The 26,754-nt window shown below is 55.9% G+C and carries 27 protein-coding genes; 10 read left to right on the top strand and 17 right to left on the bottom strand.

Features of this window, described 5'->3' with window-relative positions:
* Window positions 1-12 precede the first annotated feature (12 nt).
* Together CWM54_RS02615 and CWM54_RS02610 are read right to left on the bottom strand one after the other, a co-directional pair.
* Window positions 13-1,392 (bottom strand): MFS transporter, encoded by a 1,380-nt coding sequence (locus CWM54_RS02615; RefSeq protein WP_100695854.1) that lies wholly within the window; start codon window positions 1,390-1,392, stop codon window positions 13-15.
* 27 nt (window positions 1,393-1,419) lie between these two features.
* The gene (locus tag CWM54_RS02610) at window positions 1,420-2,496 is read right to left on the bottom strand and encodes a zinc-binding dehydrogenase (protein ID WP_100695852.1); all 1,077 of its coding nucleotides are present in this window, start codon (window positions 2,494-2,496) and stop codon (window positions 1,420-1,422) included.
* A gap of 325 nt (window positions 2,497-2,821) precedes the next feature.
* Between CWM54_RS02610 and CWM54_RS02605 the strand changes: the two genes are divergently transcribed.
* Entirely contained in the window at window positions 2,822-4,075 is a 1,254-nt protein-coding gene (locus CWM54_RS02605; protein WP_100695850.1) for a glycoside hydrolase family 18 protein, read from the top strand.
* A 147-nt stretch (window positions 4,076-4,222) separates the two neighbouring features.
* Entirely contained in the window at window positions 4,223-4,567 is a 345-nt protein-coding gene (gene yajD, locus CWM54_RS02600) for an HNH nuclease YajD (RefSeq protein WP_002901254.1), read from the top strand.
* 96 nt (window positions 4,568-4,663) lie between these two features.
* Here the strand turns inward: yajD and CWM54_RS02595 are convergent, their stop codons facing one another.
* Together CWM54_RS02595 and msrB are read right to left on the bottom strand one after the other, a co-directional pair.
* Window positions 4,664-4,942, bottom strand: coding sequence for a YeaC family protein (locus tag CWM54_RS02595; protein WP_004203787.1), 279 nt, complete (start codon window positions 4,940-4,942; stop codon window positions 4,664-4,666).
* A 43-nt stretch (window positions 4,943-4,985) separates the two neighbouring features.
* A complete protein-coding gene (gene msrB / locus CWM54_RS02590) occupies window positions 4,986-5,399 on the bottom strand; it encodes a peptide-methionine (R)-S-oxide reductase MsrB (protein WP_100695848.1) in 414 nt (137 codons plus the stop codon).
* Window positions 5,400-5,736: 337 nt separating this feature from the next.
* On the opposite strand from msrB, the gene gapA reads away from it, so the two are divergent.
* Together gapA and CWM54_RS02580 are read left to right on the top strand one after the other, a co-directional pair.
* Complete coding sequence (gapA, locus tag CWM54_RS02585; RefSeq protein WP_061154949.1) at window positions 5,737-6,732, top strand: glyceraldehyde-3-phosphate dehydrogenase; 996 nt, start codon at window positions 5,737-5,739, stop codon at window positions 6,730-6,732.
* A gap of 74 nt (window positions 6,733-6,806) precedes the next feature.
* A complete protein-coding gene (locus tag CWM54_RS02580; RefSeq protein WP_100695846.1) occupies window positions 6,807-7,691 on the top strand; it encodes a D-hexose-6-phosphate mutarotase in 885 nt (294 codons plus the stop codon).
* 55 nt (window positions 7,692-7,746) lie between these two features.
* On the opposite strand, the gene CWM54_RS02575 is transcribed toward CWM54_RS02580, so the two are convergent.
* Both CWM54_RS02575 and CWM54_RS02570 read right to left on the bottom strand, forming a co-directional pair.
* Window positions 7,747-8,631 carry an aldo/keto reductase gene (locus tag CWM54_RS02575; protein ID WP_100695844.1) on the bottom strand — a complete coding sequence of 295 codons (885 nt, stop codon included), beginning with the start codon at window positions 8,629-8,631 and terminating at the stop codon, window positions 7,747-7,749.
* Between the two features lie 61 nt (window positions 8,632-8,692).
* A complete protein-coding gene (locus CWM54_RS02570) occupies window positions 8,693-9,439 on the bottom strand; it encodes a MipA/OmpV family protein (protein WP_100695842.1) in 747 nt (248 codons plus the stop codon).
* A 416-nt stretch (window positions 9,440-9,855) separates the two neighbouring features.
* Here CWM54_RS02570 and yeaG point away from each other — a divergent pair, with 416 nt between their 5' ends.
* Complete coding sequence (gene yeaG, locus CWM54_RS02565; protein WP_061154950.1) at window positions 9,856-11,790, top strand: protein kinase YeaG; 1,935 nt, start codon at window positions 9,856-9,858, stop codon at window positions 11,788-11,790.
* 85 nt (window positions 11,791-11,875) lie between these two features.
* On the top strand, window positions 11,876-13,159 hold the full coding sequence (locus tag CWM54_RS02560; protein ID WP_012968476.1) for a YeaH/YhbH family protein: 1,284 nt from the start codon (window positions 11,876-11,878) through the stop codon (window positions 13,157-13,159).
* A 45-nt stretch (window positions 13,160-13,204) separates the two neighbouring features.
* On the opposite strand, the gene CWM54_RS02555 is transcribed toward CWM54_RS02560, so the two are convergent.
* Complete coding sequence (locus tag CWM54_RS02555) at window positions 13,205-13,768, bottom strand: hypothetical protein (RefSeq protein ID WP_074386235.1); 564 nt, start codon at window positions 13,766-13,768, stop codon at window positions 13,205-13,207.
* Between the two features lie 158 nt (window positions 13,769-13,926).
* Here CWM54_RS02555 and CWM54_RS02550 point away from each other — a divergent pair, with 158 nt between their 5' ends.
* Window positions 13,927-14,409, top strand: coding sequence for a glutathione peroxidase (locus CWM54_RS02550; RefSeq protein ID WP_100695840.1), 483 nt, complete (start codon window positions 13,927-13,929; stop codon window positions 14,407-14,409).
* Between the two features lie 121 nt (window positions 14,410-14,530).
* Here CWM54_RS02550 and CWM54_RS02545 read toward each other — a convergent pair whose 3' ends face one another.
* The gene (locus tag CWM54_RS02545) at window positions 14,531-14,842 is read right to left on the bottom strand and encodes a hypothetical protein (protein WP_100695838.1); all 312 of its coding nucleotides are present in this window, start codon (window positions 14,840-14,842) and stop codon (window positions 14,531-14,533) included.
* 62 nt (window positions 14,843-14,904) lie between these two features.
* Window positions 14,905-15,834: a LysR family transcriptional regulator gene (locus tag CWM54_RS02540; protein ID WP_100695836.1), complete on the bottom strand. Its 930-nt coding sequence runs from the start codon at window positions 15,832-15,834 to the stop codon at window positions 14,905-14,907.
* Between the two features lie 97 nt (window positions 15,835-15,931).
* Between CWM54_RS02540 and CWM54_RS02535 the strand changes: the two genes are divergently transcribed.
* Window positions 15,932-16,984, top strand: a complete 1,053-nt coding sequence (locus tag CWM54_RS02535; protein ID WP_100695834.1) for an SDR family oxidoreductase — start codon at window positions 15,932-15,934, stop codon at window positions 16,982-16,984.
* A gap of 9 nt (window positions 16,985-16,993) precedes the next feature.
* On the opposite strand, the gene CWM54_RS02530 is transcribed toward CWM54_RS02535, so the two are convergent.
* Entirely contained in the window at window positions 16,994-17,875 is an 882-nt protein-coding gene (locus tag CWM54_RS02530; RefSeq protein ID WP_100679969.1) for a LysR family transcriptional regulator, read from the bottom strand.
* A 175-nt stretch (window positions 17,876-18,050) separates the two neighbouring features.
* Here CWM54_RS02530 and CWM54_RS02525 point away from each other — a divergent pair, with 175 nt between their 5' ends.
* Window positions 18,051-19,241: an MFS transporter gene (locus tag CWM54_RS02525; RefSeq protein ID WP_100679968.1), complete on the top strand. Its 1,191-nt coding sequence runs from the start codon at window positions 18,051-18,053 to the stop codon at window positions 19,239-19,241.
* Here CWM54_RS02525 and CWM54_RS02520 read toward each other — a convergent pair.
* The 7 genes from CWM54_RS02520 to CWM54_RS02490 all read right to left on the bottom strand — a co-directional run bounded on the left by CWM54_RS02520 (window position 19,238) and on the right by CWM54_RS02490 (window position 25,454).
* Window positions 19,238-20,254 carry a C45 family autoproteolytic acyltransferase/hydolase gene (locus CWM54_RS02520; protein WP_100679967.1) on the bottom strand — a complete coding sequence of 339 codons (1,017 nt, stop codon included), beginning with the start codon at window positions 20,252-20,254 and terminating at the stop codon, window positions 19,238-19,240. The two genes, CWM54_RS02525 and CWM54_RS02520, sit on opposite strands and share 4 nt — an antisense overlap.
* A gap of 21 nt (window positions 20,255-20,275) precedes the next feature.
* Window positions 20,276-20,998 (bottom strand): glutamine ABC transporter ATP-binding protein GlnQ, encoded by a 723-nt coding sequence (gene glnQ, locus CWM54_RS02515; RefSeq protein ID WP_012542105.1) that lies wholly within the window; start codon window positions 20,996-20,998, stop codon window positions 20,276-20,278.
* Window positions 20,999-21,000: 2 nt separating this feature from the next.
* The gene (gene glnP, locus CWM54_RS02510; RefSeq protein ID WP_100679966.1) at window positions 21,001-21,657 is read right to left on the bottom strand and encodes a glutamine ABC transporter permease GlnP; all 657 of its coding nucleotides are present in this window, start codon (window positions 21,655-21,657) and stop codon (window positions 21,001-21,003) included.
* Window positions 21,658-21,708: 51 nt separating this feature from the next.
* Entirely contained in the window at window positions 21,709-22,461 is a 753-nt protein-coding gene (gene glnH, locus CWM54_RS02505) for a glutamine ABC transporter substrate-binding protein GlnH (RefSeq protein ID WP_008807644.1), read from the bottom strand.
* A gap of 127 nt (window positions 22,462-22,588) precedes the next feature.
* Entirely contained in the window at window positions 22,589-23,143 is a 555-nt protein-coding gene (locus tag CWM54_RS02500) for a carboxymuconolactone decarboxylase family protein (RefSeq protein WP_206053113.1), read from the bottom strand.
* Window positions 23,140-24,468, bottom strand: coding sequence for an aspartate aminotransferase family protein (locus tag CWM54_RS02495; protein ID WP_016160729.1), 1,329 nt, complete (start codon window positions 24,466-24,468; stop codon window positions 23,140-23,142). The genes CWM54_RS02500 and CWM54_RS02495 overlap by 4 nt, the downstream gene beginning before the upstream one ends.
* Window positions 24,469-24,596: 128 nt before the next feature.
* Window positions 24,597-25,454 carry a MurR/RpiR family transcriptional regulator gene (locus tag CWM54_RS02490; protein WP_100695832.1) on the bottom strand — a complete coding sequence of 286 codons (858 nt, stop codon included), beginning with the start codon at window positions 25,452-25,454 and terminating at the stop codon, window positions 24,597-24,599.
* 226 nt (window positions 25,455-25,680) lie between these two features.
* Between CWM54_RS02490 and CWM54_RS02485 the strand changes: the two genes are divergently transcribed.
* Window positions 25,681-26,688, top strand: coding sequence for an AraC family transcriptional regulator (locus CWM54_RS02485; RefSeq protein WP_100679965.1), 1,008 nt, complete (start codon window positions 25,681-25,683; stop codon window positions 26,686-26,688).
* Window positions 26,689-26,754 lie beyond the last annotated feature (66 nt).

Raw genomic sequence — 26,754 nt, 5'->3', positions numbered from 1 at the left:
TTCCCGTCAATATTATTTGCTGGTAACTGCATCAATACCGAGACTTTCGACAGAGACGCCTTTGGTTTCAATTCCGATGGTCGCAATGGCAATGGCGACAATAATGGAGACGGTTCCCAGCAGAACAAATACCCCCGTCACGCCATAACCGTTAAGCAATACCGCGACCGCATAAGGAGCGGCGATACCGCTGATACGCCCAACTGCATTCGCCAGACCGGAACCGCGAAGCTTCGCTTCTGTCGGCCATATTTCCGGAACATAGACTGCCGAGGCGTAGCAAACGTACATATACACAAACGTAATCAGAAAGAAGCCAATTAACGTAATTAATAGCATGCTGGTTTGCAGAGAATAGATATATCCCAGCCCGGCAATTAATACCAACAGCCCCACCCCCATATTTTTTCTGGGTATTTTATCCATGACCAGCATGGCGATAAAAATCCCAAACGGCGCGCCAAACATACTCATCGTGTTTAAGACAATCGAGTCTTTAAGATTAATGCCCTGGGTCATAAATATCGTCGGCAGCCAGTTAATTAAAGTATACTGGACAACGTTCATGGCGATCAGGACAAAGGAACCTAAAATAACGCGTTTCAGCAACACACCTGTTAATAAGGCCGAATAAGGAACTGCGCGCGGGGCTTTGCCGTCATCTTCAATTACCACAGGCGGTAGCGGCTTGCCGGTCTGCAGAACAACCCCTTCTTCAATGGCACGCATCACCTTTTCAGCTTCGGCGTAGCGCCCGCGGGACTCAAGCCAACGAGGCGACTCCGGGAAACGACGCCAGGCAATAATAGTCGCCATTAGCGACAGTACGGCCGGGATCAATAACTGTACTCGCCAGTTCCATTCAGCGCTAATTAACGGCGTCAATCCCATGGCGATGAGCGAACAGAGCGGATAAGACCAGTTGCCGATAAACGAGACCCGGCTTGACCAGGTGCCGCGATTCCTGCCAGGCATATATTCGGTGAACCCGGCAAACAGGGTCACCAGCAGCGCCCCTAATCCAACCCCCATGACAAAACGGCAGGCGATCAGGAAGGTCATATTCGGTGAAAACGCCCCAACGACCATGGCAATAATATGAATCGCTTCATACAGAATAAATGCGTTTTTACGCCCGATTTTATCGCCAATGATCCCACCACCGAGCGCGCCGAGAAACATTCCCGCAGTCGTAATGGCGGAAAACGTAGCGGTGGTGGAATTATCGGTCCAGCCAAGTTCTTTTAACTGCGCGAGAATTAATCCGCCTACGGCATTACTCCAGCAGACCAGTAATCCGAAGGCGACTATGGCAAACATTGACGAATGCCAGCGACAATCTGGCAGTCGATCCAGCCTCGCGCCACAATGCGGTTTTGCTATATGTTCCATCCGGGAACCTTCCTTTAATAAATGGGCTTATTCATCAAAGTCGTAGGTCATGATGACCTTAATCGCGGTTTTATCGACCATAGCGTCAAACCCTTCCCGCCATTGCGACAGGCCGATACGGTGAGTGATCATCGGTTTGACTTTGATCGCGCCGCTGGCCAGCAAGCGGATAGCATTACGCCAGGAGGTGGAGTCGTAGGCCATATGACCAATGATGCTTTTGTTCCACGCGGTAATGTCGTTGATGGAGAAATCAAGAGGTTTGAAACCCATGCCCACGCGAACCACTTCCCCGTTGGGGCGCAGCATTTCGATAGATTGTTTGAGGGCAATATTAGCGCCGGAGCATTCGATAACCAGCCCCAGGTTGTCTTTACCGCAGATTTCCTGGCAACGCGTGACCACATCTTCGGTCGAACCGTTGACGACCGCTGTCGCCCCCAGCTCTTTGGCAATAGGGAAGCGTACCGCGACATCCTCTTCCAGTCCGACCATGACGATGTTCACAGCCCCCATGATGCGCGCCATTTGCACGGAAAAGAGCCCTAATGGACCGGTACCGAAAACCACGACGTCCTGGCCAGGTAGAAATTTGGATTGTTGAGCTATAGATTTGTAAGCGTTACAGATAGGATCCAGCACCGCGGCTTCTTCATAATCAACGCCCTGCGGGATCTCCCACAGTGCATGGCGGTGAATTTTGAGAATCTCCCCCGGCACCAGGCAATATTTCGAAAATCCGCCCCCCCAGGTGTTGTTATCAAGTCCTAAATTAACTTTTTCTGTACAACACAGAAAATCACCTTGTTCGCAGGCCGGACATACACCACACACGTGCCCACTGTTGTCAGAAACCACCCGCTGACCAACTTTCCAGTCCTTGACTTTGTCGCCGATGCGAACAATTTGTCCGGCAAATTCATGGCCGCGGATGGAGTTAAATTGATCCGATCCGCTATCAACATTGTAATGCTTCATGTCAGCGCCGCAGATAGCCGCCGCTTTGATTTCAATCACGATGTCATCCGGGCCGCAAACCGGCTCCGGTACATCAATCATCTTATAGCCGCCAAAGGCCTTACCAAATCTTGCCAGTGCTTTCATTGCGTCTTCCTTTGTTGATTGTGGTTTTGCTTCAATGGTCGTCATACTTAACCACACAATCTTCAAGGTCAACATTAAATCTTTAAAACACAGATATTGATCTGCATTTCACAACTCAGATCACAAATACAGCAAATTTCATTATGAGAAAATGAAGGAATGACAATGACTGACCACTAAAGGATGCCTTCTGCCGCCTCGCTATCGTCCATAAATTGAACTCTCTCGCAGTTTCAACAGGTTATTGCTGGTAGTCTGGCAAGGCTGTTTTTTCGCCACGCCATTTCCGTGGCGTGGTTATTTTTTATGTCAAAGAGGAACCACTATGAAACGTTTGCCCTTGCTGGCAGCTTTGCCCTTGCTTTGCGCTTCCGCGCTCTCTGCCCAACCCCTGATGTCCGTCGGCTATTTCAACGGCGGCGGCGACGTCACTGCCGGGCCCGGCGGCGATATCGATAAGCTGGACGTCCGGCAGATCACCCATCTCAACTACTCGTTTGGCCTTATCTATAACGATGAAAAAGACGAGACCAATGCGTCCCTGAAGGATCCTGCGCATCTGCACGAGATCTGGCTGTCGCCGAAGGTGCAGGCGGATCTGCAAAAGCTCCCGGCCCTGCGTAAACAGAACCCGGACCTCAAGGTCCTGCTGTCGGTCGGCGGCTGGGGGGCGCGCGGTTTCTCAGGCGCGGCGGCAAGCAAAGAAACCCGGAAGGTGTTTATTCAGTCTGCGCAGGAAATTGTTGAAAAATATGGTCTGGATGGGATTGACCTCGACTGGGAGTTTCCGGTCAACGGCGCCTGGGGGCTGGTTGCCAGTCAACCGGCCGATCGCGATAACTTTACCGCGCTGTTAAAAGAGCTGCGCGCAGCGTTTGGTACGAAGAAACTGGTTACTATTGCCGTGGGGGCTAACGCAGAAAGCCCGAAAAGTTGGGTGGACGTTAAAGCGATTGCGCCATCGCTCGACTACATCAACCTGATGACCTACGACATGGCCTACGGCACGCAGTACTTCAACTCGAACCTGTATGACTCCCGCCACTGGCCGACGGTCGCCGCGGCGGATAAATACAGCGCCGATTTTGTGGTTAACAATTACCTGGCCGCCGGGCTTAAACCCAGCCAGATGAACCTCGGGATTGGTTTTTATGGCCGGGTACCGAAACGGGCCGTCGAACCGGGGATTGACTGGACGAAAGCGGATGCGCAAAACAATCCGGTCACCCAACCCTATTTTGGGCCACAACAGATCGCGCTGTTTGCCTCGCTGGGCTATGACCTGAGCAAAGACACCTACGTGAAATACAACGATATCGTGAGCAAACTGCTCAACGATCCGCAGAAGCGTTTTACCGAGCACTGGGACGATGAAGCGAAGGTTCCGTGGCTGTCAGTGCAGTCCGCGGAGGGCAAGCCGCTGTTCGCCCTGTCGTATGAGAACCCGCGCTCGGTGGCCATTAAGGCGGACTATATCAAGGCGAAGGGCCTCGCCGGGGCCATGTTCTGGGAATATGGCGCCGATGACCAGAATCAGCTGGCCCGTCAGCTGGCGGAATCGCTGGGGATCAAACACTAGTCGAGACCCTCCCCCTCGGGCTGCGTGACGCAGGCAACATCGCCTGCAATGCAGGTATATCGCGCAGCCCGGGATAGGTTATGATGCCTGTTATCCGCTGCGCCACGCGCTGGCGCAGCTTAACCGTTTGACAGGAGGCAGGGGGCCATGGCCTATATCCCCAAAAATTACGCACGTCTGGAAGTGGGTTACCGCGAAAAGGCGCTCAAGCTTTTTCCCTGGGTGTGCGGACGCTGCTCGCGGGAGTTTGTCTATTCAAATCTACGCGAACTGACGGTGCACCACATCGATCACGACCACTCCAATAACCCGGAAGATGGGAGTAACTGGGAGATGTTGTGCCTGTATTGTCACGATCACGAACATTCCAAGTACACCGAAGCCGATCAGTACGGCTCCACGGTGGTGGCGGGCGAAGATGCGCAAAAGAGCGTCGGCGAGGCTACCTACAACCCGTTTGCCGATCTGAAAGCGATGATGAACAAAAAGTAAGCAGGCCGGTCTGGCCGCTGCGCGTGGTCGTTCACGCTGAGGCTGTCCGGCGCGGGGTGACCCCGACGCCGGAACCACGCGCCGCCGGCTGGCGGTTTATTGCAGCTTAACAGTGGCGATCGGCTTCGGCACGATGCCGAAATCTTCCTTCAGCTGCTGTTTGCTCTTCATCACCATCTGCCCCCGGGTGTCGATGGTCATGTGCTGGGCGTCGGTGTTATACCGGGCCTGCCACAGCATCACCAGCTGTAGGCTATTTTCCTTTTGCTCCGGCGTCAGCGCCACGCCATCCGGCCATTTTCCCAGCTCCACCGCCGTCGCCAGACGCTGGTAAACTTCCGGCGTCATACTGTCGATAATTTGCTCAATATCCATCTTCCGCTCCACTCCGCTTGGAATAATTTGCTGAATCGTTTCTTCAACCCTTGATCTGCTCGCCATTCTGCTCATCAGTGAAGCTCAGCGACGCCGAATTAACGCAATAGCGCTCGCCGGTCGGCTGCGGGCCATCCGGAAACACGTGGCCGAGATGGGCATCACAATTTCCGCAACGGATCTCAATGCGCTGCATGCCGTGCGAGTTGTCGGTCAGGTAGCGAATGGCCTCTTCGCTCACCGGCTCGTAGAAGCTCGGCCAGCCGCAACCGGAGTCATACTTGGTTTGGGAGTTAAACAGCGGCACATCGCACACCAGGCAGTGATACACGCCATTCTTCTTGTTGTGCAGCAACTGTCCGGTAAAAGGCGGTTCCGTGCCATGATGTTGCGTCACGTAAAACTGCATTTCGCTTAAGCCGTTTTTCAGCTCTTCCGGGGAGGGTTTATTCGCCATGGGCTTACATCTCGCTTTGCAATGGACAACTTTCGCTCCAATTCTAACAAAACATTAACAATGAAGCGTGCACTTTTGTTCTAAACTTATGCGGTGCCAACAGGCAGCCAGATAATTGTGACTTAAATCACGTTTTTATCTTAAATGCCCTTTAAAATTCCGCGCGCAGCCCCCATATGGAATTGGGCTCAAAGGGAGAGTGAGGCAAATCAATCGCGCAAGGTCTGCTCAGGATTGATTTGTCGCAATGATTGACACGATTCCGCTTGACGCTGCGTAAGGTTTTTGTAATTTTACAGGCAACCTTTTATTCACTAACAAATAGCTGGTGGAATATATGACTATCAAAGTAGGTATCAACGGTTTTGGCCGTATCGGTCGCATTGTTTTCCGTGCTGCTCAGAAACGTTCTGACATCGAGATCGTTGCAATCAACGACCTGTTAGACGCAGAGTACATGGCTTACATGCTGAAGTATGACTCCACTCACGGTCGTTTCGACGGTACCGTTGAAGTGAAAGACGGTCATCTGGTCGTTAACGGTAAAAAAATCCGTGTTACCGCTGAACGTGACCCGGCTAACCTGAAGTGGGACGAAGTTGGTGTTGACGTTGTTGCTGAAGCAACCGGTATCTTCCTGACCGACGAAACCGCTCGTAAACACATCACCGCTGGCGCGAAAAAAGTCGTTCTGACTGGCCCGTCCAAAGACAACACTCCGATGTTCGTTCGCGGCGCTAACTTCGAAACTTACGCTGGCCAGGACATCGTTTCCAACGCTTCCTGCACCACCAACTGCCTGGCACCGCTGGCTAAAGTTATCAACGACAACTTCGGTATCGTTGAAGGCCTGATGACCACCGTCCACGCAACCACCGCTACTCAGAAAACCGTTGATGGCCCGTCTCACAAAGACTGGCGCGGCGGCCGCGGCGCAGCTCAGAACATCATCCCGTCCTCTACCGGTGCTGCTAAAGCAGTAGGTAAAGTACTGCCAGAACTGAACGGCAAACTGACCGGTATGGCGTTCCGCGTTCCGACTCCGAACGTATCCGTTGTTGACCTGACCGTTCGTCTGGAAAAAGCAGCGTCCTACGAAGAAATCAAGAAAGCCATCAAAGCCGCTTCTGAAGGCGCAATGAAAGGCGTTCTGGGTTACACCGAAGACGACGTTGTTTCTACCGACTTCAACGGCGAAATTTGCACTTCCGTGTTCGATGCTAAAGCAGGTATCGCACTGAACGACAACTTCGTGAAACTGGTTTCCTGGTACGACAACGAAACTGGCTACTCCAACAAAGTTCTGGACCTGATTGCTCACATCTCCAAATAAGTTGAGATGAAAAAGTAATCTGTAAGAGCGACTTCGGTCGCTCTTTTTTTTGTCTGCAGAGATAGGATTGCACAATGATAAATAAAATTTTTGCTCTCCCGGTGAATGAAACCATTTCTCCCGTGATCTCCCGTCGCCAGCTGGACGACCTGGAGCTGATTGTCATCGACCATCCGCAGGTGAAAGCCTCTGTGGCGCTGCAGGGGGCGCACCTGCTCTCCTGGAAACCCGCCGGTGAAGAAGAAGTCTTGTGGCTGAGCAACAACACCCCATTTAAACAGGGCGTCGCCCTGCGCGGCGGCGTGCCGATTTGCTGGCCCTGGTTTGGCCCTTCCGCGCAGCAGGGTCTGCCGTCGCACGGCTTTGCCCGCAATCTGCCATGGACCCTGGAAGGTCATGACGAAGACGACAGCGGCGTCATGTTGACCTTTGCGCTCCAGCACAGCGCCGAAACCATGAAGCTCTGGCCGCACGAATTCACCCTCTATGCCCGCTTCAAGCTGGGCAAAACCTGCGAAATCGAGCTGGAAGCCCACGGTGAATTCGAGACCACCTCTGCCCTGCATACCTACTTCAACGTCGGCGATATCGCAGCGGTGAAAGTGAGTGGTCTTGGCGAGCTCTATATCGATAAAGTGAAGAATGCCGAAGAAGGCGTCCTGAGCAACGGCGTGCAGACCTTCCCGGACCGCACCGACCGCGTCTATCTCAACGCCGACAGCTGCAGCGTGATCCATGACGATGCGCTTAACCGCACTATCGACGTCGTGCACCATCATCAGCACAACGTGGTGGCCTGGAACCCGGGCCCGGCGCTGTCCGTCAGCATGGGCGACATGCCGGACGATGGTTACAAAACCTTCGTTTGCGTCGAAACCTGCTGCGTGACCCAGCCGCAGAAAGCCAGCGAAGAGACCCCCTCTCGCCTGGCGCAGACCATCAGCCTGAAAAAACGCTAACAGCAAAAAGCCCCGTTTCAGACGGGGCTTTTTTCTCCGCTGGCTGAGGTGTTGATTAAACCATATCCAGCCGGTTTTTTCGCTGCGGTGGCGGATAGAGGCGATCCAGCTGCGCGAGCTCTTCCGCACTGAGGACGATATCGAGCGCGGCGGCATTCTGCACCATATGCTCAATACTGGCCGCTTTCGGGATCGCCAGCACTCCGGGATGACGAATCACCCAGGCAAGCAGCAGCTGCGCGACTGTCACCCCCCGCGCGTTAGCCATATTAATGATATCGGTATGCTGAAAAAGTCCATCGCGTAAGCGCCCCGCCTGCGCCAGCGGGCAGTAAGCCATCACCGGCAGAGTGTGCTGCTGGCACCAGGGCAGGAGATCGTATTCAATGCCCCGCGATGCGAGATGATAGAGCACCTGGTTGGTCGCGCAGCGTTCGCCACCCGCCGTCCGCCACAGCGCCTGCATATCGTCGGTGTCCAGATTAGAGACGCCCCAGCGGCGGATCTTGCCCTCGGCCACCAGCCTCTCCATCGCCTCGACCGTCTCCTGCAGCGGGATATCCCCGCGCCAGTGCAGCAGATACATATCCAGATAGTCGGTCTGCAACCGGCGCAGGCTATTCTCACAAGCGCGGCGCATCGCCATTCCGCCGGCGTGCCAGGGATAGACTTTAGACACCAGCACCACGCGGTCGCGCAGGCCGCGGATCGCCTGCCCGACTACCTCTTCCGCCCCACCATCGGCGTACATTTCCGCCGTGTCGATCACGGTCAGTCCATGATCGATGCCCGCACGCAGTGCAGCGACTTCCTGCGGACGCTGCGCCGCGTTTTCGCCCATATACCAGGTGCCCAGCCCGATGGCCGGAACCGCCGTCTGCTCAGCGAAGCGTACTGTTTTTTTCACTCTCTTCTCCCTCTTACCTTTATGCACCACCATAAAGCAAAACAGGGCGCGAAGCCCTGTTTTGATGCATGAAGCGCACTGTAATGATGCACAATCAGAAAGTGTAGGTGATCCCGGTTGAGATCAGGCCACTCCAGGATTTGTCCACCATCGGGCTGTCGGTAATTTCATCCGACAGGCGGGTGTAGCGCGCAATACCGTATACGCTCCAGTCGCCGAGGAACCGATAGTTAGCCGACAGCTCCAGATACGGGTTCCAGCTGCTGTCCGGATCGTAGCTGCGCATGCCGCTGCGACGGGACTCATGCTGCGAGACACCATAGTAGTATTCGTTCTGGTTGTCGCTGTTCCACTCCACGCCAATGCCCGGCGTCAGCGTCAGGTTACCGTTGGTGTAGCGGTACAGCCAGGCGAGATCCCAGTTGATACCATTACTGTTATCCAGCGTATCGCCTGCAAGCGTCGTGCGCAGGAAGCCATAGGGCGTGTTGTGGACATATGAAAGACCGGCCATCACGGTCGATTTACGTTTATCCAGTTGACGCATTTGCGCGCTGTCGCTATCGCCCGGCTTGAAGTACATCGGCGACCAGTAGGCCGTTATTGACAGCTTATCGTTGGTGTCATTCCACAGGTAGTAGCCCCCGCCCAGACCGTGGAACCAGAAGTTATCGCTCTCATAACTAATGACCGGCACCGGGTAGACATCCGCATCATACTGCTTATACGGATGCTCGACGATGCCCACGCCAGCCCCAAGAGTGAACTTCCCGTCGGCATGCGCCGCGCTGGCGGACGTCGCAATCAGCACGCCGAGTGCCAGAAGTTTGATTTTAGTCACAATCCATATTCCCGTTGTCAAATTATCAGCCCGTGCAGTTTACCGTCGTAGGCCTCATGCCTCAAATTCTTTACCCGACATGACACAAATCGTTCACTTTCCCACCCTTCTCTTACCATGAGGTGACAGCCCGGTGACAGCTTCGCGTCCTGGCGTGTCAAAAAGCGTTATTTTCAGGATGAGTTATTGATATGTCATTGAAATTGATTTTCTGCGGCATGCAAGATTTCTAAATGCATCTACGCTTAAATTTAGAAGGTGTAATTGCAGGGCACATTAACGCTACTCCACCCGCAACCTGGCATAAGGGTTGCTGGATATCTGGAGAGCGACGTTCAGCTTATGTCTTCCGGGGGCCCCCACTACTCATATGAACGGCTCTCAACCTGTGCTAAAAAACGAAAGGACGGCATGCCATGAATATATTCGATCACTATCGCCAGCGCTATGAAGCTGCCAAGGACGAAGAGTTCACACTGCAGGAGTTTCTTACCATCTGCCGGCAAGATCGCAGTGCCTATGCCAATGCGGCAGAACGTCTGTTGATGGCCATTGGTGAACCCGTCATGGTTGATACGGCTCTCGAGCCACGGCTATCCCGTCTCTTTTCAAACCGGGTTATCGCGCGCTATCCGGCCTTTGAAGAGTTTTACGGTATGGAAGACGCCATCGAACAGATCGTTGCCTACCTCAAGCATGCCGCCCAGGGGCTGGAAGAGAAGAAACAGATCCTCTATCTGCTGGGGCCGGTGGGCGGTGGTAAATCGTCGCTGGCTGAACGGCTGAAAGCGCTGATGCAGCGCGTGCCCATCTATGTGCTGAGCGCCAATGGCGAGCGCAGCCCGGTCAACGATCACCCGCTGTGCCTGTTTAATCCGCAGGAGGATGCCCAGATCCTTCAGAAAGAGTATGGCGTGCCCACCCGCTACCTCGGCACCATCATGTCGCCGTGGGCGGCCAAGCGCCTGCACGAGTTTGGCGGCGATATTACTAAATTCCGCGTGGTCAAAGTCTGGCCATCGATTCTTGAGCAGGTCGCCATCGCCAAAACCGAACCCGGAGATGAAAACAACCAGGATATTTCGGCGCTGGTCGGTAAAGTGGATATCCGTAAACTGGAACACTATGCGCAAAACGACCCGGACGCTTATGGCTACTCCGGTGCGCTGTGCCGTGCCAACCAGGGGATTATGGAATTCGTCGAGATGTTTAAAGCACCGATTAAGGTGCTGCATCCGCTGCTGACCGCCACCCAGGAAGGGAACTACAACGGGACCGAAGGGATCTCTGCCCTGCCGTTTAACGGGATAATCCTCGCCCACTCCAACGAATCGGAATGGGTGACCTTCCGTAATAACAAGAACAATGAGGCCTTCCTCGACCGCGTCTATATCGTCAAGGTGCCTTATTGCCTGCGTATCTCCGAAGAGATCCGCATCTATGAAAAATTGCTCAACAGCAGCGAGCTGACCCACGCGCCGTGCGCCCCGGGCACCCTGGAAACGCTGGCGCGCTTCTCGATTCTGTCGCGCCTGAAAGAGCCGGAAAACTCAAGCATCTACTCGAAAATGCGGGTCTATGATGGCGAAAGCCTGAAAGATACCGACCCGAAAGCGAAATCCTATCAGGAGTATCGCGATTACGCCGGGGTGGATGAAGGGATGAACGGGCTCTCCACCCGTTTTGCCTTTAAGATCCTGTCACGGGTGTTTAACTTCGACCATGTCGAGGTGGCCGCCAACCCGGTGCATCTGTTCTATGTCCTGGAGCAGCAGATTGAGCGCGAACAGTTCCCGCAGGAGAACGCCGAGCGCTACCTGGAGTTCCTCAAAGGCTATCTGATCCCGAAATACGCCGAGTTTATCGGCAAAGAGATCCAGACCGCTTATCTGGAATCCTACTCTGAGTACGGGCAGAACATTTTCGATCGCTATGTCACCTACGCCGACTTCTGGATCCAGGATCAGGAGTATCGCGATCCGGACACCGGTCAGCTGTTTGACCGTGAGTCGTTGAATGCGGAGCTGGAGAAAATTGAGAAGCCGGCCGGGATCAGCAACCCGAAAGACTTCCGTAACGAAATCGTCAACTTTGTGCTGCGCGCCAGAGCCAACAACAGCGGACGTAATCCGAACTGGACCAGCTACGAGAAACTGCGCACGGTTATCGAGAAGAAAATGTTCTCTAATACCGAGGAGCTGTTGCCGGTCATTTCGTTTAATGCCAAAACATCAACCGATGAGCAGAAAAAACACGACGACTTTGTCGACCGCATGATGGAAAAAGGCTACACCCGCAAACAGGTTCGCCTGCTCTGCGAGTGGTACCTGCGGGTTCGTAAATCGTCCTGATGCGTCAAGCCCGGCGGCACGCCGCCGGGTCAACTGCAGCTGAATGATGATAAGCAAAGTTGGCTAATGCAGTACAGGAGGGCATATGACCTGGTTCATAGACCGACGCCTGAACGGGAAAAACAAAAGCGCCGTCAATCGCCAGCGCTTTTTGCGCCGTTATAAGGCGCAGATTAAACAGTCGATTTCCGAGGCTATCAACAAGCGCTCGGTCACCGATATTGAGAGCGGAGAATCCGTCTCGATCCCGACGGACGATATCAACGAGCCGATGTTTCATCAGGGGCGCGGCGGCCTGCGCAACCGCGTCCACCCGGGCAACGATCATTTTGTGCAAAACGACCGGATTGAGCGACCGCAGGGAGGTGGCGGCGGCGGTGGCGGCGGTCAGGGGCAAGCCAGCGCCGACGGCGAAGGGAAGGATGAGTTTGTCTTCCAGATTTCGAAAGATGAGTACCTGGATCTGTTATTTGAAGATCTCGCCCTGCCGAACCTGAAGAAGAATCAGCACCGGCAGTTGAACGAGTTTAAAACCCATCGCGCGGGCTTTACCTCGAATGGGGTGCCAGCCAACATCAGCGTGGTGCGTTCGCTGCAGAACTCGCTGGCCCGGCGTACGGCGATGACCGCTGGCAAGCGCCGTGAACTGCGCGCCCTGGAGGAGGATCTGGAGACCATCAGCCGCAGCGAACCGGTGCAGCTGCTGGAGGAGGAGCGCCTGCGCAAAGAGATTGCCGAGCTGCGCGCCAAAATTGAACGGGTGCCGTTTATCGACACCTTTGACTTACGCTACAAAAATTACGAAAAACGGCCGGAGCCCTCCAGCCAGGCAGTGATGTTCTGTCTGATGGACGTCTCAGGCTCGATGGACCAGGCCACCAAAGACATGGCCAAGCGCTTTTATATCCTGCTGTATCTGTTCCTCAGCCGGACCTATAAAAACGTCGATGTGGTCTATATCCGCCACCATACCCAGGCAAAAGAGGTGGATGAACACGAATTCTTCTATTCTCAGGAAACCGGCGGCACCATCGTCTCCAGCGCCCTGAAGCTGATGGATGAAGTGGTGCAGGCCCGTTATGACCCGGCGCAGTGGAACATCTACGCCGCCCAGGCGTCGGATGGCGACAACTGGGCCGATGACTCCCCGCTGTGCCACGAACTGCTGGCGAAGAAAATTCTGCCGGTGGTGCGTTATTACAGCTACATCGAAATTACCCGCCGGGCGCATCAAACCCTGTGGCGCGAGTATGAACATCTGCAGGCGACCTTTGATAATTTCGCCATGCAGCATATTCGCGACCAGGAAGATATCTACCCGGTATTCCGCGAACTGTTTCACAAGCAGTCATCTAAAAGTGAAGCATAGTTAACTGCTCAGCCAGTGAGTCGAGTGACTTGCTGGCTGTTTTCCTCAGACACAAGGCCCGATGGCACATCCATACATCATGTAAAACGGAAACAACGGGGCCAGGGCGACGGCTCCAAGCGAGCTAATCGTTTTGGTCTTATCATTGATTGATACCACAACGGGGTGCGCTAGCTGGTAGGCGGCGGCCAGATCTGACGCATCCGATGCAGTCCAAAATCCTGTCGCTTTAAACAACACCCCGAGGCGATCGTTATCAATCTGCACCGCATGATACTGATTCACCAGCTCGCTATGCTGCCCGGCATCCAGTTTGCGCTGATCCATCACCACCAGATATTCCGCCGTCACCTCATGTTGTTCCACGACAAAGTTAACCCGCACGCCGGAAGCCTGTTGGTGAAAGCGTTCATAAAAGGTCTGATAACGCTGATATTCCTGAGGCACACCGTCACGGACAAAGCGGTAACTGTATTTCGCTGAGCTGGCGACAATACCGGACGCTGAGGGTTTCACCGCCACAATAGTATCCGTAGGCGGTAAGTTTGGCGTGCTGGTACATCCTGCGAGCATTGCCACCACCACCAGCGATAAGACATATTTCATCATTTTCAGCCGTTCCTGTTCGCGATTTTCTCTATGACATCTGGCGTTTTTTTAACACTCCAGGTACAAATCCCTAACCCTGTGTATCATAACTGCCTAATCTGCTTCAAACATTCGCGCGATCGTCAGCGTTGAACTGTTTCTACTCTCAGGAGCCTGCTATGCCCCCTTTTTATCAATTGACGGCTACCCGCCTGCGCGGCCAGCCCCTCTCCATGTCTGACTATGCTGGCAAGGTGGTTCTGGTGGTGAATACGGCCAGCCATTGTGGCTTCACACCGCAATACGCTGGCCTGGAAGCGCTCTACAAAAAGTACGCGGCTCAGGGGCTGGTAGTGCTTGGTTTCCCCTGCAACCAGTTTGGGAAGCAGGAACCCGGCGGCGCGGATGAAATTGAGCAGACCTGTCACGTTAACTACGGCGTGAGCTTCCCGATGTTTGAGAAAGTGGACGTCAACGGCCCCGCCGCACACCCGCTGTTTCGTTATCTGAAACAAGCGTTGCCCGGCGTACTCGGCGGACGGATCAAGTGGAATTTCACCAAGTTCCTCATCGCTCGCGATGGCACACCCCTCACGCGTTTTGCGCCGTTCACGACGCCGGAGAAAATGGAGGCCTCCATTGTCGCTGCCCTCAAGCGCTGAGTGTTCCCGTCATGCCACGTTCACCCAACAGTGACTGGCTGCCCATGCAAGGTAGAAGTCGATCGCACGCAGCCAGCAACCGTCTGTTGCTGGCCGATCTTCCACCTGCCCGGCCATCAGCCTACAGTGGCGACACGGCCTCAACGTCATGCTGAAACACGTAGGGGTCGGAGAGGAGTTCGAATGCGTCGTCGTCCGGATAGGTGACCGCGACGTGATAGTCTTCGCCTGCGAAGGCTTTGACCGCCGCAAGATCCTGCCAGTAGGTGGCGAGAAAGAAATGCGCCCATTCGCCCTGGTTTTCCTGGCGCACCAGCGCGCCTCTGTTGCCGGGGATACCACGGGCGTGTTCCACGCCGGTCAGCTCAAGGTGCCGGGCAAACCCCTCGGCATGTTGCAATGGCACACAGCCGTGCCAGGTCCTGACAATCATTTGCGTTCTCCTGTGGTGATAAACGTCTCACCTTAACATCAGGAGCCACCTGTAGGGGAGCGTCACGATACCGCGCACGGCTCTGAATCAGGTGGCACCTCGCCCTCTGCCCCCGCGGTTATCTCCGGCAGTCGCGCCTCAATCAAGGCGATCACGCTTCTGACCCGCGGCGGAATAAAACGGGCATCGGGATAGACGGCATACAGGAAACGGTCCGGTAATCGCCAGTCAGCCAGGATCGGCACCAGCCTTCCAGCCCTGAGGGCCCTGGCCGCCAGCGGTCGCTGCATCCCTCCGATGCCGATGCCGGATTCCAGCGCCTGCAACAGCGCATCGCTGGTGTTGGCCCGAAAAACGGTCTTAACCTGCACGTCTCTCGTCTCGTCTGCGGAAATGACCCGCAGCGGAGCGTCAAGCGGGAGGCCGCTAAACCGAACGTGTGGACAAGCCGCCAGGTCGTCTACGGACTGGACGGCGTAATGACCTGGTGCCGCAAAGAGCGCCGTTTCAATCCGCGCCAGAACCCGCGCAGCATGGGATGGCGGCGGCTCATGGCCGAGACGTAGCGCCACATCCACCCCTTCGGTAACCAGATCGGCGATCCGATCGTCGAGCGACAGCATCAGGTGCAGTTCAGGATACTGTTTTTGCAGCGCCAGCAGATGCGGCAGCAGAAGACTGCCGAGACCGCTTGGCAACTGGACATGCACCCGCCCCTGAAACTGAGGATCCGTCGGGTTGAGCCGCCTTTCCGCCTCCTGCATGGCGTTCAGCACCCGCTGCATATCACGCCGGTAATGTTCACCCTGTTCAGTGAGCATCATGGCCCGCGTCGTACGATGGAGTAACACCACACCAAGCTCCTGTTCGAGCGCGGCGATCTGCTGACTGACGGCAGATTGCTTCATCCCGAGCTGCCGGGCGGCTGCGGAAAATGAGCCGGCTTCGGCAACGCGCAGAAAGGTGGCGATGGCGGTGAGCTTATTATTCATTTCATGATTCTGCTGATAAGTTTCATCCGTTTCATGGGATAGGTGGCAAAAAAATAATCTAGCACACTGTGTCGGTCACCTTCCCAGGAGAAACACCATGAACAAGACATCCTCTCAGGTCGCACTGGTCGCTGGCAGCAGCGGCATCGTTGGCCGCCAGCTGGTCAACACCCTTTTACATCGTGGATGGGAGGTTATCGGCCTCAGCCACCGCGCCCTGTCGCAACCGGGGGCGATCCCGATGATTCACGTCGATTTACGCGATGCCCGGCACAGCGCGCAAGCGCTCCAGCCGCTGTCCACCGTGACCCACATTTTTTACAGTGCCTGGATGAATACCGGAAACTGGAGCGAAATGGTGGAACCGAACGTTACCATGCTGCGTCATCTGGTCAGCCACGTCGAGCAAAACGCCCCGCTGCAGGCGGTCAGCCTGATGCAGGGGTATAAAGTGTATGGCGCCCATCTTGGCCCCTTTAAAACCCCGGCGCGGGAAAGCGACCCCGGCGTACCCGGGGCTGAATTTAACGCCGCTCAACTTGCGTGGCTCCGCCACTTTCAACAAGGCAAAACCTGGCACTGGAGCGCTATCAGGCCCGGCGTGGTGGGCAGCCCGGTGCCGGGTAACGCCATGAATCTTGCGTTGAGCATCGCGCTGTACGCGTCACTGTGCAAAGCCCTGGGCTTACCGCTGCGCTTTCCCGGCACGATAACCACCTGGCACAGCATTGTCGATCACACTGACGCCGACCTGCTGGCGGAGGCCACGCTGTGGGCCGCCACCTCACCGGCGGGGGAAAACGAGGCCTTCAACGTCAATAATGGTGATATCTGGCGCTGGTGCGAGCTGTGGCCGCGCATCGCGCAGTGGTTTGAACTGGAATGCGCCCCGCCGGTCAGGCTCTCATTTCATCAGTTATTCAGTGACTACCGTGCCGTCTGGCGCGAGCTGGCCGCAGAGCGGCTGGTGGAAACGAACATTCTGCGCCTGAGCGACGGTCAGTTTGCCGATTTCGTGTTCGGCTGGCAGTACGACATGTTTGGCGATGGCAGTAAACTGCGCCGGGCTGGCTTCCAGCGGATGCAGGCCACAGACGAGATGTTTTTCAGCCTGTTTTCGCAGCTGAGAACGGCGCGGGTGATCCCCTGAGCGTTAGCGTCAGGGCAACGCCAGCCGGTCTTGATGGTGCGCAAAGAGGGTGATGAGATGGTCGGCGAGAACCCGCACGCGTCTGGACCCGGCCAGGTCGGAATGCATCACTAACCATAACGTCTGATCCGCGCCGATCTCCGGCTGCAGGCACTGCAGCCCGTTGGCCCGCGCCATAAAGTGCGGCAGGACGCCCAGCCCAAGTCCCGCTGATACCGCGGAAACCTGGGCCACGAGCGTATTGGCTTCGACTTTACACGGTCGCCCTCGCAGGGTGCGCGTGATCCATTGGGCGGCCGGCAGGTGCTGGTGAGTCTCCGGCCACCCCACAAAGTCCGCCTCGCTCAGCGACAGGCCGTCCGCACCGGCCAGATAGCTGGCGGCGCCATAGACGCCAAACCCCACCGATCCCAGCCGCTTTAAGGTCAAATGCCCGGCGTCAGGCTTAACCATGCGGATCGCCAGATCGGCATCCCGACGGTGCAGATTCACCGGCTGCACACCGCTCAGCACCTCCACCCGCAGGTCAGGATAGTGGTCCAGGAGCCCTTTCAGGGAGGGCAGAATAAAATGCGTGGCCAGGTTGTCCGAGGTAGCCAGGCGGACAACCCCGGCGACATGCCCCTGCAGTTGCGCCGCCTCGCCGAACGCCAGGCCTGCGTATTCCAGCGCCTCCGCCCGCGCGAGCAGGGCTTCGCCATCGTCGGTCAGGCGATAGCCGCTCTGATGGCGGCTGAAAAGCGGGACTTTCAGCGACTGTTCCAGCCGATCCAGCCTGCGGGACACCGTGGCAATCCCCATGTTCATCTTGTCGGCGGCGCCGCTTAGCGTTCCCGCCCGGGCGATGGCGAGGAATATGCGCGCATCATCCCAGTTAAACTCTGCCGTCATCTCTTTTCCATTTATGGAAAACGGTTCTCCGTTTTCTGCTCTTTTTTATCATTTTCGCAGGGATGATACTCCACGTCACTCGCGGAGACAAACAGGCTATCCGATCGCCGGTTCTCTCCTCACCTGAACGTCCGTGCACCATGCACGACTTCCCTCTTCTTAGGATACGCCTGACATGAAAGAGATTGCTTTACCCCTTAACCCAACCCCGACGCGCGTCTGGATAGCCGTCATTGCGCTCGGGATCTGCGCCTTTTCGATCGTCACCAGCGAACTGGCGCCGGTGGGCATGCTCAGCGCCCTGGCGGCGGATTTTCACCAGACGGAATCCGGTATGGGGCTTGCCGTCACCGCCTACGGCTGGGTAGGCGCCCTGGCGGCCCTGCTTTCCGGCGCGATGCCGGCGCGTATTTCACGCAAGGCGCTGCTGGTCGGGCTGATGCTGACCCTGGCGCTTTCCTGCCTCGCCGCGACCCGGTCTTATTCCATGTTCGCCCTGATGAGCGCCCGCATGATTGGCGCCCTGGCGCATGGCGCTTTCTGGGCCTTAATTGGCATCGTCGCCGCGCAGCTGGTCCCGCCGCACCGTCTGGGGCTGGCTACGGCAATCATTTTTGGCGGCGTGTCGGCGGCAAGCGTAGTGGGGGTACCGCTGGCGAGCTTTATCGCCACCCTGGCGGGCTGGCGACACGCGTTTTTGGCGGTGGCCCTGTTGTCACTGGCCGCAGCGGCAGTGCTATGCTCGACGCTGCCCGCGCTGGCCGCGTCCACCCCCGTCAGGCTGGGTGTTTATCGCGATATCTTCCGTAATCCGCTGCTCTGCGGTCTGTATGGCGCCACGGCCTGCATCATTACCGCTCACTTTGCCGCCTTCACCTATGTTGAACCGCTGCTGATAACACTGCAGGGAGTACCGGCGACCGCCCTCTCCGGCCTGCTGCTGTTGTCAGGGGTTTCCGGGCTGGTGGGTAACGTTATCGCCGGTAAGCTTATCGATCGTCATCTGAAGGGGCTTATTTTTGCTTCACTGCTGCTGAGCGGGGGCGCGCTGGCGATCCTCGGCACCGGACAACTTGCGCCCCTACCTTTCTGTTTTAGCGGGCTGCTGTTAGCCCTGTGGGGCGCCGGTATCGCGATTGTGTTCGTCGGCTTACAGACCTGGCTGCTGCGCAGCGCAGGCGCGGTCGCCCAGCCGGCGTCAGCCATTTACGTGGCTATTTTTAATGCCGCCATTGGCACCGGGGCGCTTGTCGGCGGCCAGCTGATCGCCACTGCCGGCTTGTCAGGCATGGCGTGGCTGGCGGCGGGGATCATGGCGTGCAGTACGCTGCTGATCGCCCTGCTGAAAGCGCCCTCAGACCGCTAAAGGCTGCCCTGTAAAACCGCGTTTTCACGATCCAGGGTGAAGACCTGCCACGCGACCCGGGTCGTGCTCAGGGTAAAAATGGCCGTCGCCAGCGTATTTTCGTCATCCGGATCTTCCGCAGACAGCCGGTAAATCGGTAACAGCGGATCATGCTGGTCGGAGAGCATCGCTTTCGCTGTTACCCCATCCAGCGACGGGTTCGTCGCCAGCCAGGCATCCAGGCGCTGCTGTCGTGAGCCGGAGCTCCCGGTCACGATCTGTTCAATGGTCTCAAGCTGGGGATGGATCAGATGGTTGGCATGCCCAAAGGTGGCGGTCAGCTGGCGCACTGAGCTGCCGGAGCCGGTAGCTTCAACGCTAAACAGACGGCTATCGCCCATTTGACCCAGCGTGTGGTGAAACGCGCCCGCGCGCGATGTCGCGGTCAGCAGGGTAATGGCGTCATCTAACGTGGTGGCATTCAGCGATGCGCGGGCCAGTATCTGGCGCGGCATCCCCTCCGGACGATGCACAGCACGAATATTGTTGACCGTATTGACTATCCCTTTCTCATTCACCGCGAAGGTGTGCCCGCACAGGGAGCCGGGGTAGGCGAAGCTGGTGAAGGCGAGGCCCACATCCGGTGCCACGTGGACGATGGCGCAGTCACCGCGCAGCTGCGGGAAACCGTCTTCGTTGTGCGCAATAATTAACTCGCCCTCAGCGCTTTTCCCCGCCAGGGTAGTGCAGCCATCCGACGTCGAACGCACCAGATCGCCGCGACAGTTCCAGGCAAACACCTCATCCACCGGCGCCTGCAGCCCCTCCGCCATGCCCTCCAGCTCCTGCCAGATCAGCGGAAACTGAGCCTGGACGGTTGCGCGCATGCGCTGGGTTTGCTCCGCCGTTTTCAGGGCGGTTACGGTTTGCCACAGCGCTGTTTGCCTGATTTTAGTATGCCAGGCCTCACGACCAAACGCGCCAAGCTGCTGACCCACCGCATAGGCGGAACCACGGATTGCGATTGTTTTCATATTGTTATCATTCACTTATGTTCAGGATACGTGTTGCAAAAACTCTTGCAGACGCGGATTGCTGCTGGCAGTGAGCAGCACCTCAGGTGAACCATCTTCGGCAATGGTGCCGCCATCAATAAAGATCAACCGGGAAGCCACCTCTCTGGCAAAGCCAATCTCATGGGTCACAATCACCATCGTCATGCCCTCTTCGGCCAGCGAGCGCATGACCTTTAACACCTCATGCCGCAGTTCGGGATCGAGAGCGGATGTTGGCTCATCAAATAACATCATTTTGGGTTTTACCGCCAGGGCACGAGCTATCGCCACGCGTTGCTGCTGCCCCCCCGAGAGCTCTGCCGGATAGTGGTTGGCGCGTTCACGCAGACCCACGCGGTCCAGCAACGCCAGCGCCTGCTCCCGCGCCGCGGCCTTACTCTGCTTACGCACGCGAACCGGACCGAACATGACATTCTCAAGGGCGGTCAGATGCGGGAACAAATGAAACTGTTGAAACACCATACCGGCTTCGCGGCGAATATCACACTCATTCGCGTGCGGATCCGTAATATGCATGCCCGCCACCAGCAGCGTTCCCGAAGAGATCTCCTCCAGCTTGTTAATGCAGCGCAACAGGGTCGATTTTCCCGAGCCGGACGGGCCAATGATCACCACCACCTCGCCCGCTTCAATCTTTAAATTGATATCGTGCAGCACCTGAGTGGCGCCGAAGTTTTTCGCTACCGCGCTAAATTCAACCATGCTCATAAAATATGGATCCTTTTCTCAAGTTGTTTCAGCAGGAAGCTCAGACACAATGTCAAAAACAGATAAATCATCGCCACCGCCGTCCACACCTCCAGCGCCCGAAAGTTACCGGCAATAATCTCTTGTCCCTGGCGGGTTAATTCTGCCACGCCAATAACAATAAATAGCGAGGTATCTTTTATACTGATAATCCACTGATTGCCTAATGCCGGGATCATTCGCCGAAAAGCCAGCGGCATAATGACATGTAATAGGGTGCTGCGTGGCGATAACCCCATCGCCAGGCTGGCTTCTTTAAAACCTTTATTGATCGACAGAATCGCGCCCCGGGTGATCTCCGCTATATAAGCGCCGGAGTTAATCACAATGGTAATAATTGCGGCAGGAACCGGGTCAATACGCACTGGCAACACCATCGGCAGGGCGAAGTAGATAAACATCACCTGCACCATGATCGGCGTTCCACGGATTAATTCCACAAACACCAGCGATACCGTTTTTGATATTTTTCCGCCTAATGCGCGGCAGGTTCCCGCCAGCAAGCCAATGATTAACCCACCTAACAAACCGGACAAAGAGATAATCAGCGTCAGCTGCAAGCCCTGCATCAGCAGCGGTAAAGCATCCCAAATATAGCGACTGTCAAAATTCATCATTCTACCCGTCAAGAAGAAATGAGGTCGGATCGCTCCGACCTGGCAGGGTTATTTCGGCTGTTTAGCAAACCACTTTACGTAAATCTTGTCGTAGGTACCATCGGCACGCAGGGCCTGCAGAGCCTGGTTCACTTTTGGCGTCAGGCTGCTGTTTTTCTGCATCGCAAAGCCATATTGCTGTGGCAGAATGCTGTCCGTCTCCCCGGTGGATTTGACCTTGCCATTACCCGCCGTCTTCACGTAGTAAAGGACATTTGGCGAATCGTGAACGACGGCATCGAGATTGCCGGCCTGCAGATCAAGGTAGGCGTTATCGATGTTCGGGAACTCGATATAATTCGCTTTATATTTGCTTTTCATAAAGCTGGCCGCCGCCGTCCCCTGCTTAAGGCCAACTTTTTTTCCGGTCAAATCACTGAATTTGGCAATGGAATTATCAGTACTTTTCACGGCTATTAACAGGTCGGCATTATAATACCCATCACTGAAATCCACGACCTGTTTACGCGCATCGGTAATGGTTATGCCGGCCATCGCCACGTCCAGATTGCGCGACTGCAGCCCGGGGATGAGGCCGCCGAAATCCATCGGCCTTAATTCGTAGCTGATATGCATTTTCTTTGCGATAGCGTCCCACAAATCGATATCAAAGCCGACATATTTATCACCTTGTTTAAATTCAAAAGGGACAAAGGCGGTATCCACGCCCACCGTTATTTTATCCTGGGCTGCTGTCACAAAACTGGCTGAACAAATAACCAAAGCCAGCGTCAGTTTTAATTTATTAAATAATCCAGTCATAATTACCCTCAGCGTCAATGAAATGGCATGCAACGAATATCAGCCTGCGATATATATCGCCGGAAGAACCAATAACAACACTTGATATGCAGGGCGCATTATTATGCGCCCGAATGAAAAGGCTAACTTATTCAGAAAATAGAGAGTCGGTGGTATCCGGTACGGGCGTCTGGGCGCTGTTCATCACCATGGAGAGAAAACTGTAATAACCGTTTATCCCAATCAGATCCACCACGCCCTTCTCACCCCATAAATCAACGGCTTGTTGCCAGGTGCTATCACTCACCTTTTGCTGTTGATGCAGTTGCTGACAGAAGTCATATACCACCTGCTCATCGGGCCGGAGATCGTCTGGCGGGCGCCGTTGCTTAATCGCCCGCACCGCCGCGGCAGAGATGCCCTTCTCACGTGCTATTGGCGCATGGATCGCCCACTCTACCGGCTGTGACCAGTGCCGTGCGGTCAGCAAAATCGCCAGTTCAGAAAGACGCTGACCCAGCGCGCTGCGATAACGTAAATACTCCCCCATACGCTGGGCATGCGCCATCAGCTCGGGACTACGCAGCAGCGGCTCAAAAGGCGGCAGCAAGGCGCCGCGCGGCCCATTGATAATCTCTTCCGCTAACTGACGTTGCTGCTCGTCCCATTCCTGTTCCGCCAGGGGCGGTAAACGATTAATCATAATTTCCCCGTCTCTTCGCGGATCACGCTGTTCAGCGTATCGACCACAAAGTCGATCTGCGCCGGGGTGATGATAAACGGCGGCGCGATCAGGATGTGATCGCCATACTGACCATCGATCGTGCCGCCCATGGGATAGACCATCAACCCGCGCGCCATACAGTTTGCTTTGATCGCAGCATGCAGCTTCAGGGCAGGGTCGAACGGGGTTTTGTTGTCTTTATCGCGCACCAGCTCGACGCCGGCAAACAGGCCGCGCCCGCGCGTATCGCCGACATGCGGTAACTCACCCAGCACCTCGCGCAGGGCCTGTTGCAGATAGGCGCCCTGCTGTTTGACGGCAGCCAGTAAATTATCGCGCGCAATCACCTGCTGCACCGCCAGAGCTGCCGACGCGGCGGTAGCATGACAAATATAAGTGTGACCATGCTGGAACAACCCGCTGCCCGCCTTCAGCGCGGAAACAATGGTCTCACTCGCCAGTACCGCCCCAATCGGCTGATAACCCCCGCCGAGCCCCTTGGCGATGGTCACTAAATCAGGCACCACGTCGTCTTGTTCAAACGCGTGCAGCGTCCCGGTACGCCCCATACCGCACATCACCTCATCTGCGATATACAGGATGCCGTATTTATCGCACAGGCGGCGCACCCCCTTCAGATAGCCCGGCGTCGGCGGCGTGGCCCCCGTCGTCGCCCCCACCACGGTTTCCGCACAGAAACCGATAATCGTTTCCGGGCCGGCCTCAAGGATGGCTTGCTCCAGCTCATTAAGCAGACGTTCGGTATACTGTTGCTGGGTCTCGTCAGCCCGGCGATCGCGGTACTCATTGCAGGCTGAGACGCGGATAACATCCATTAATAAGGGGGCAAACTGGCGACGGCGCCATTCGTTACCGCCCACCGCCAGCGCGCCCAGCGTATTGCCGTGATAGCTCTGTTTACGGGCGATAAATCGGGTGCGCGATGGCTGGCCGATCTCCACAAAGTACTGCCGCGCCATCTTCAGCGCCGTCTCTATTGCCTCGGATCCGCCCGAGACAAAGTAGGCATAGTTAAGCTCGCCGGGTGCCGTGCGGGTGAGATGTTCGGCCAGCTGTTCCACGACATCACTGGTAAAAAAACTGGTATGCGCATAGGCCAGCTGATCGATCTGGCGGTGCATCGCCGCCAGCACATCAGGGTGTGCGTGTCCGAGGCAGGAAACCGCCGCCCCGCCGCAGGCATCAAGATACGGCTTTCCCTGGGCATCAAAGATATAGGCCCCCTGGGCACGTGAGGCCACGATCGGCGTGCTACGCAGGCTGCGGTGAATGACATGACTCATACTGGGTTCTGCTCCTGAATCCGCTACATTAATTGAGCGTATCTTGCAGGATCCATTTGGATCACGTCAACGAAATAAAGATATAAATGCATCCATAATTCTTATACCAGATACATTTGAATCATTTATCAGGATTTACCGGGGATTACATAGACACCAGAATCGATAAGATAGCGTTCGGCACTTTCAATTTTATTCACCGCCTCACGGCCGTGGCGCACCACCAGCATCGCCAGTAAACACTCCGCCAGCCCCATGCCGGAGACCACGGAAGGGAAAAATGACGGACTGTCGATGGAAAACAGCAGCGTGCAGTCTGCCGCCTGCGCTAAAGGGGAAACCGGCGAGTCGGTGATGGCGAGGATCTTCGCCCCTGCCTGCCGGGCTGCCCGTAAAACATCCAGTGATTCGCGTGAATAGGGCGCAAAGCTGGTGAGTAAGACGCAATCCCGGCTGGTCAGTTCGCGGGTGAAAACTTCGATATTGCTGGCCAGGCCATCGATTAACGATACCTGCCGGTTGAACAGTCGATAGACATAAAACAGCGACCACGCGATCGGAAAGCTGGCGCGGAATCCGCAGATATAGACATTCTCCGCGCTATCGAGCAAGGTCACCGCCTGCTCCATCTCCTGCGCATTTTCGTTTTGCGTAAAGGTCAGATTCGCCTGATGCGCCTGAAAAACCTCTTTATACAGCTGCGTTTGCGTGCCGCGGGCCATCATTTTTTCCGCTTTTGATACGTACGTATCATTGCGCAGCCCGAGGTCGTCAATGAAATCGCTTTTCAGCTCGCTCCAGCCGCGGTAACCCAGCCGCTGCGCCAGACGCAGCAGCGTCGCCGGTTTTACCCCGGCTTCCGCCGCGAAGGCACGCATCGATAACACCACCAGTTGGCTGGCATTTTGCAGTGAGAACTCGGCGGCGCGTTGCAGCTCGGGCGACAACCCGCCGAATTCATTAATGATTTTTTCCCTGAGATTCATGGCAGCTACTTACTGGTTTTAAGTGAAAGCTATCTAATCATATTTGAGATCAAGACTCTATAGGTGGCTAACGACCCCGCGGGTTACATCCGTTCCCCCTTCTCATTGCTGGCGTGCTTTACTTCAAATATGGCGTAAGAGGAATGTCACTGGCGGGTGGGAAAAGGTATGCTCTTATCAGGGGGCGTTGCACATCAAAGCCCTGTTCACTGCTGGAAATTTCACCATGGCACGCAACCGCACTTTTTCTCTCAATCTCCGTTGGCGAGCGCTGCTCAAAGACGCAGGGATGGAGCCTGAACATCTCCTCCGCCAGGCCGGTTTGCCGGACGACACCTTTTCAGACATCAATCGCGGTCTGACTACCGATGAGTATCTGCGTTTCTGGCGCGTGCTGGAAAAAGAAAGCGACGATCAGGCCTTTCCTTTGCCCTTTGTAGAAAGGGTCTCTGCGGAAGTGTTTGATCCCCCGCTGTTCGCCGCCTTGTGTAGTACCCACATGATGCAGGCGGTCCAGCGGCTGGCCAAGTATAAACTGCTTATTGCCCCCATGGTGCTGGAGACGATGGTCGTGCAGAACGGCACGCTGACAGTGTCTCCGCGCTGGCTGGGAGCAACAGAAATCCCTGCCTCTCTGGAAGTGGCAGAGCTGGCATTTTTACTTCGGCTGAACCGACTGGCCACCCGCGAACCGGTTCAGGCCGTGAAAGTAACGCTCTCACAGCCCCTCACCCGCCAGCAGACCCACCACTTTTCAGCCTTCTTCGGCACGACCATACAGCGTGGAAAGCGGGCGACCATCAGCTTTGCCGCCGCTGATGCCCTGCGGCCCTTTTTGACGGTGAACGAGGGTATGTGGCAGGTCTTTGAGCCGGAGCTGCAGCGTCGTCTCAGCCAGCTTAGCGATCAGGCCTCAACGGCTGAACGTGTTCATGCAGTCCTGCTGGAGCTTCTGCCGGGCAACGACGCCTCTATCGACAATACGGCGCAACGTCTGGGAATGAGCAAACGCACCCTGCAGCGCAGGCTGGAGCAGGAGGGAGAGAATTATCGCGCCCTTGTTCACGCTTGTCGCGAAGCGCTGGCTCGCCACTATCTTCTCAATACCACGCTTTCCGGTTATGAGATCGCCTTTCTGCTCGGTTTTGAAGATCCGAATTCCTTCTATCGGGCTTTTATGGCGTGGACCGGCCAGACGCCAGAAACCCTCAGAGACATGATGCGCCTCAACTAAGCGCGCGTCATGGCGCGCTTTGCCAGTATTGTGGCGTACCGTGCCAGCGACACCGCGCCTGACAGC

The sequence above is a fragment of the Klebsiella sp. D-Nf1 genome, assembly GCF_002810515.1.
In the GTDB taxonomy this organism is placed as follows: domain Bacteria; phylum Pseudomonadota; class Gammaproteobacteria; order Enterobacterales; family Enterobacteriaceae; genus Klebsiella; species Klebsiella variicola.
This window is presented reverse-complemented; position numbering and strand designations above follow the sequence as displayed.

Bases quoted from the DNA above. Each gene is read 5' to 3' on its own strand.
- CWM54_RS02490 (WP_100695832.1), bottom strand. From the start codon at position 25,454: ATGAATCTCAGGGAAAAAATCATTAATGAATTCGGCGGGTTGTCGCCC.
- CWM54_RS02525 (WP_100679968.1), top strand. From the start codon at position 18,051: ATGAAAGAGATTGCTTTACCCCTTAACCCAACCCCGACGCGCGTCTGG.
- glnH (WP_008807644.1), bottom strand. From the start codon at position 22,461: ATGACTGGATTATTTAATAAATTAAAACTGACGCTGGCTTTGGTTATT.
- gapA (WP_061154949.1), top strand. From the start codon at position 5,737: ATGACTATCAAAGTAGGTATCAACGGTTTTGGCCGTATCGGTCGCATT.
- glnP (WP_100679966.1), bottom strand. From the start codon at position 21,657: ATGAATTTTGACAGTCGCTATATTTGGGATGCTTTACCGCTGCTGATG.
- yeaG (WP_061154950.1), top strand. From the start codon at position 9,856: ATGAATATATTCGATCACTATCGCCAGCGCTATGAAGCTGCCAAGGAC.
- CWM54_RS02615 (WP_100695854.1), bottom strand. From the start codon at position 1,392: ATGGAACATATAGCAAAACCGCATTGTGGCGCGAGGCTGGATCGACTG.
- CWM54_RS02520 (WP_100679967.1), bottom strand. From the start codon at position 20,254: ATGAAAACAATCGCAATCCGTGGTTCCGCCTATGCGGTGGGTCAGCAG.
- CWM54_RS02545 (WP_100695838.1), bottom strand. From the start codon at position 14,842: ATGATTGTCAGGACCTGGCACGGCTGTGTGCCATTGCAACATGCCGAG.
- CWM54_RS02535 (WP_100695834.1), top strand. From the start codon at position 15,932: ATGAACAAGACATCCTCTCAGGTCGCACTGGTCGCTGGCAGCAGCGGC.
- CWM54_RS02555 (WP_074386235.1), bottom strand. From the start codon at position 13,768: ATGATGAAATATGTCTTATCGCTGGTGGTGGTGGCAATGCTCGCAGGA.
- CWM54_RS02560 (WP_012968476.1), top strand. From the start codon at position 11,876: ATGACCTGGTTCATAGACCGACGCCTGAACGGGAAAAACAAAAGCGCC.
- CWM54_RS02495 (WP_016160729.1), bottom strand. From the start codon at position 24,468: ATGAGTCATGTCATTCACCGCAGCCTGCGTAGCACGCCGATCGTGGCC.
- glnQ (WP_012542105.1), bottom strand. From the start codon at position 20,998: ATGGTTGAATTTAGCGCGGTAGCGAAAAACTTCGGCGCCACTCAGGTG.
- msrB (WP_100695848.1), bottom strand. From the start codon at position 5,399: ATGGCGAATAAACCCTCCCCGGAAGAGCTGAAAAACGGCTTAAGCGAA.
- CWM54_RS02540 (WP_100695836.1), bottom strand. From the start codon at position 15,834: ATGAATAATAAGCTCACCGCCATCGCCACCTTTCTGCGCGTTGCCGAA.
- CWM54_RS02605 (WP_100695850.1), top strand. From the start codon at position 2,822: ATGAAACGTTTGCCCTTGCTGGCAGCTTTGCCCTTGCTTTGCGCTTCC.
- CWM54_RS02575 (WP_100695844.1), bottom strand. From the start codon at position 8,631: ATGGTGGTGCATAAAGGTAAGAGGGAGAAGAGAGTGAAAAAAACAGTA.
- CWM54_RS02610 (WP_100695852.1), bottom strand. From the start codon at position 2,496: ATGAAAGCACTGGCAAGATTTGGTAAGGCCTTTGGCGGCTATAAGATG.
- CWM54_RS02530 (WP_100679969.1), bottom strand. From the start codon at position 17,875: ATGACGGCAGAGTTTAACTGGGATGATGCGCGCATATTCCTCGCCATC.
- yajD (WP_002901254.1), top strand. From the start codon at position 4,223: ATGGCCTATATCCCCAAAAATTACGCACGTCTGGAAGTGGGTTACCGC.
- CWM54_RS02595 (WP_004203787.1), bottom strand. From the start codon at position 4,942: ATGGATATTGAGCAAATTATCGACAGTATGACGCCGGAAGTTTACCAG.
- CWM54_RS02500 (WP_206053113.1), bottom strand. From the start codon at position 23,143: ATGATTAATCGTTTACCGCCCCTGGCGGAACAGGAATGGGACGAGCAG.
- CWM54_RS02485 (WP_100679965.1), top strand. From the start codon at position 25,681: ATGGCACGCAACCGCACTTTTTCTCTCAATCTCCGTTGGCGAGCGCTG.
- CWM54_RS02580 (WP_100695846.1), top strand. From the start codon at position 6,807: ATGATAAATAAAATTTTTGCTCTCCCGGTGAATGAAACCATTTCTCCC.
- CWM54_RS02550 (WP_100695840.1), top strand. From the start codon at position 13,927: ATGCCCCCTTTTTATCAATTGACGGCTACCCGCCTGCGCGGCCAGCCC.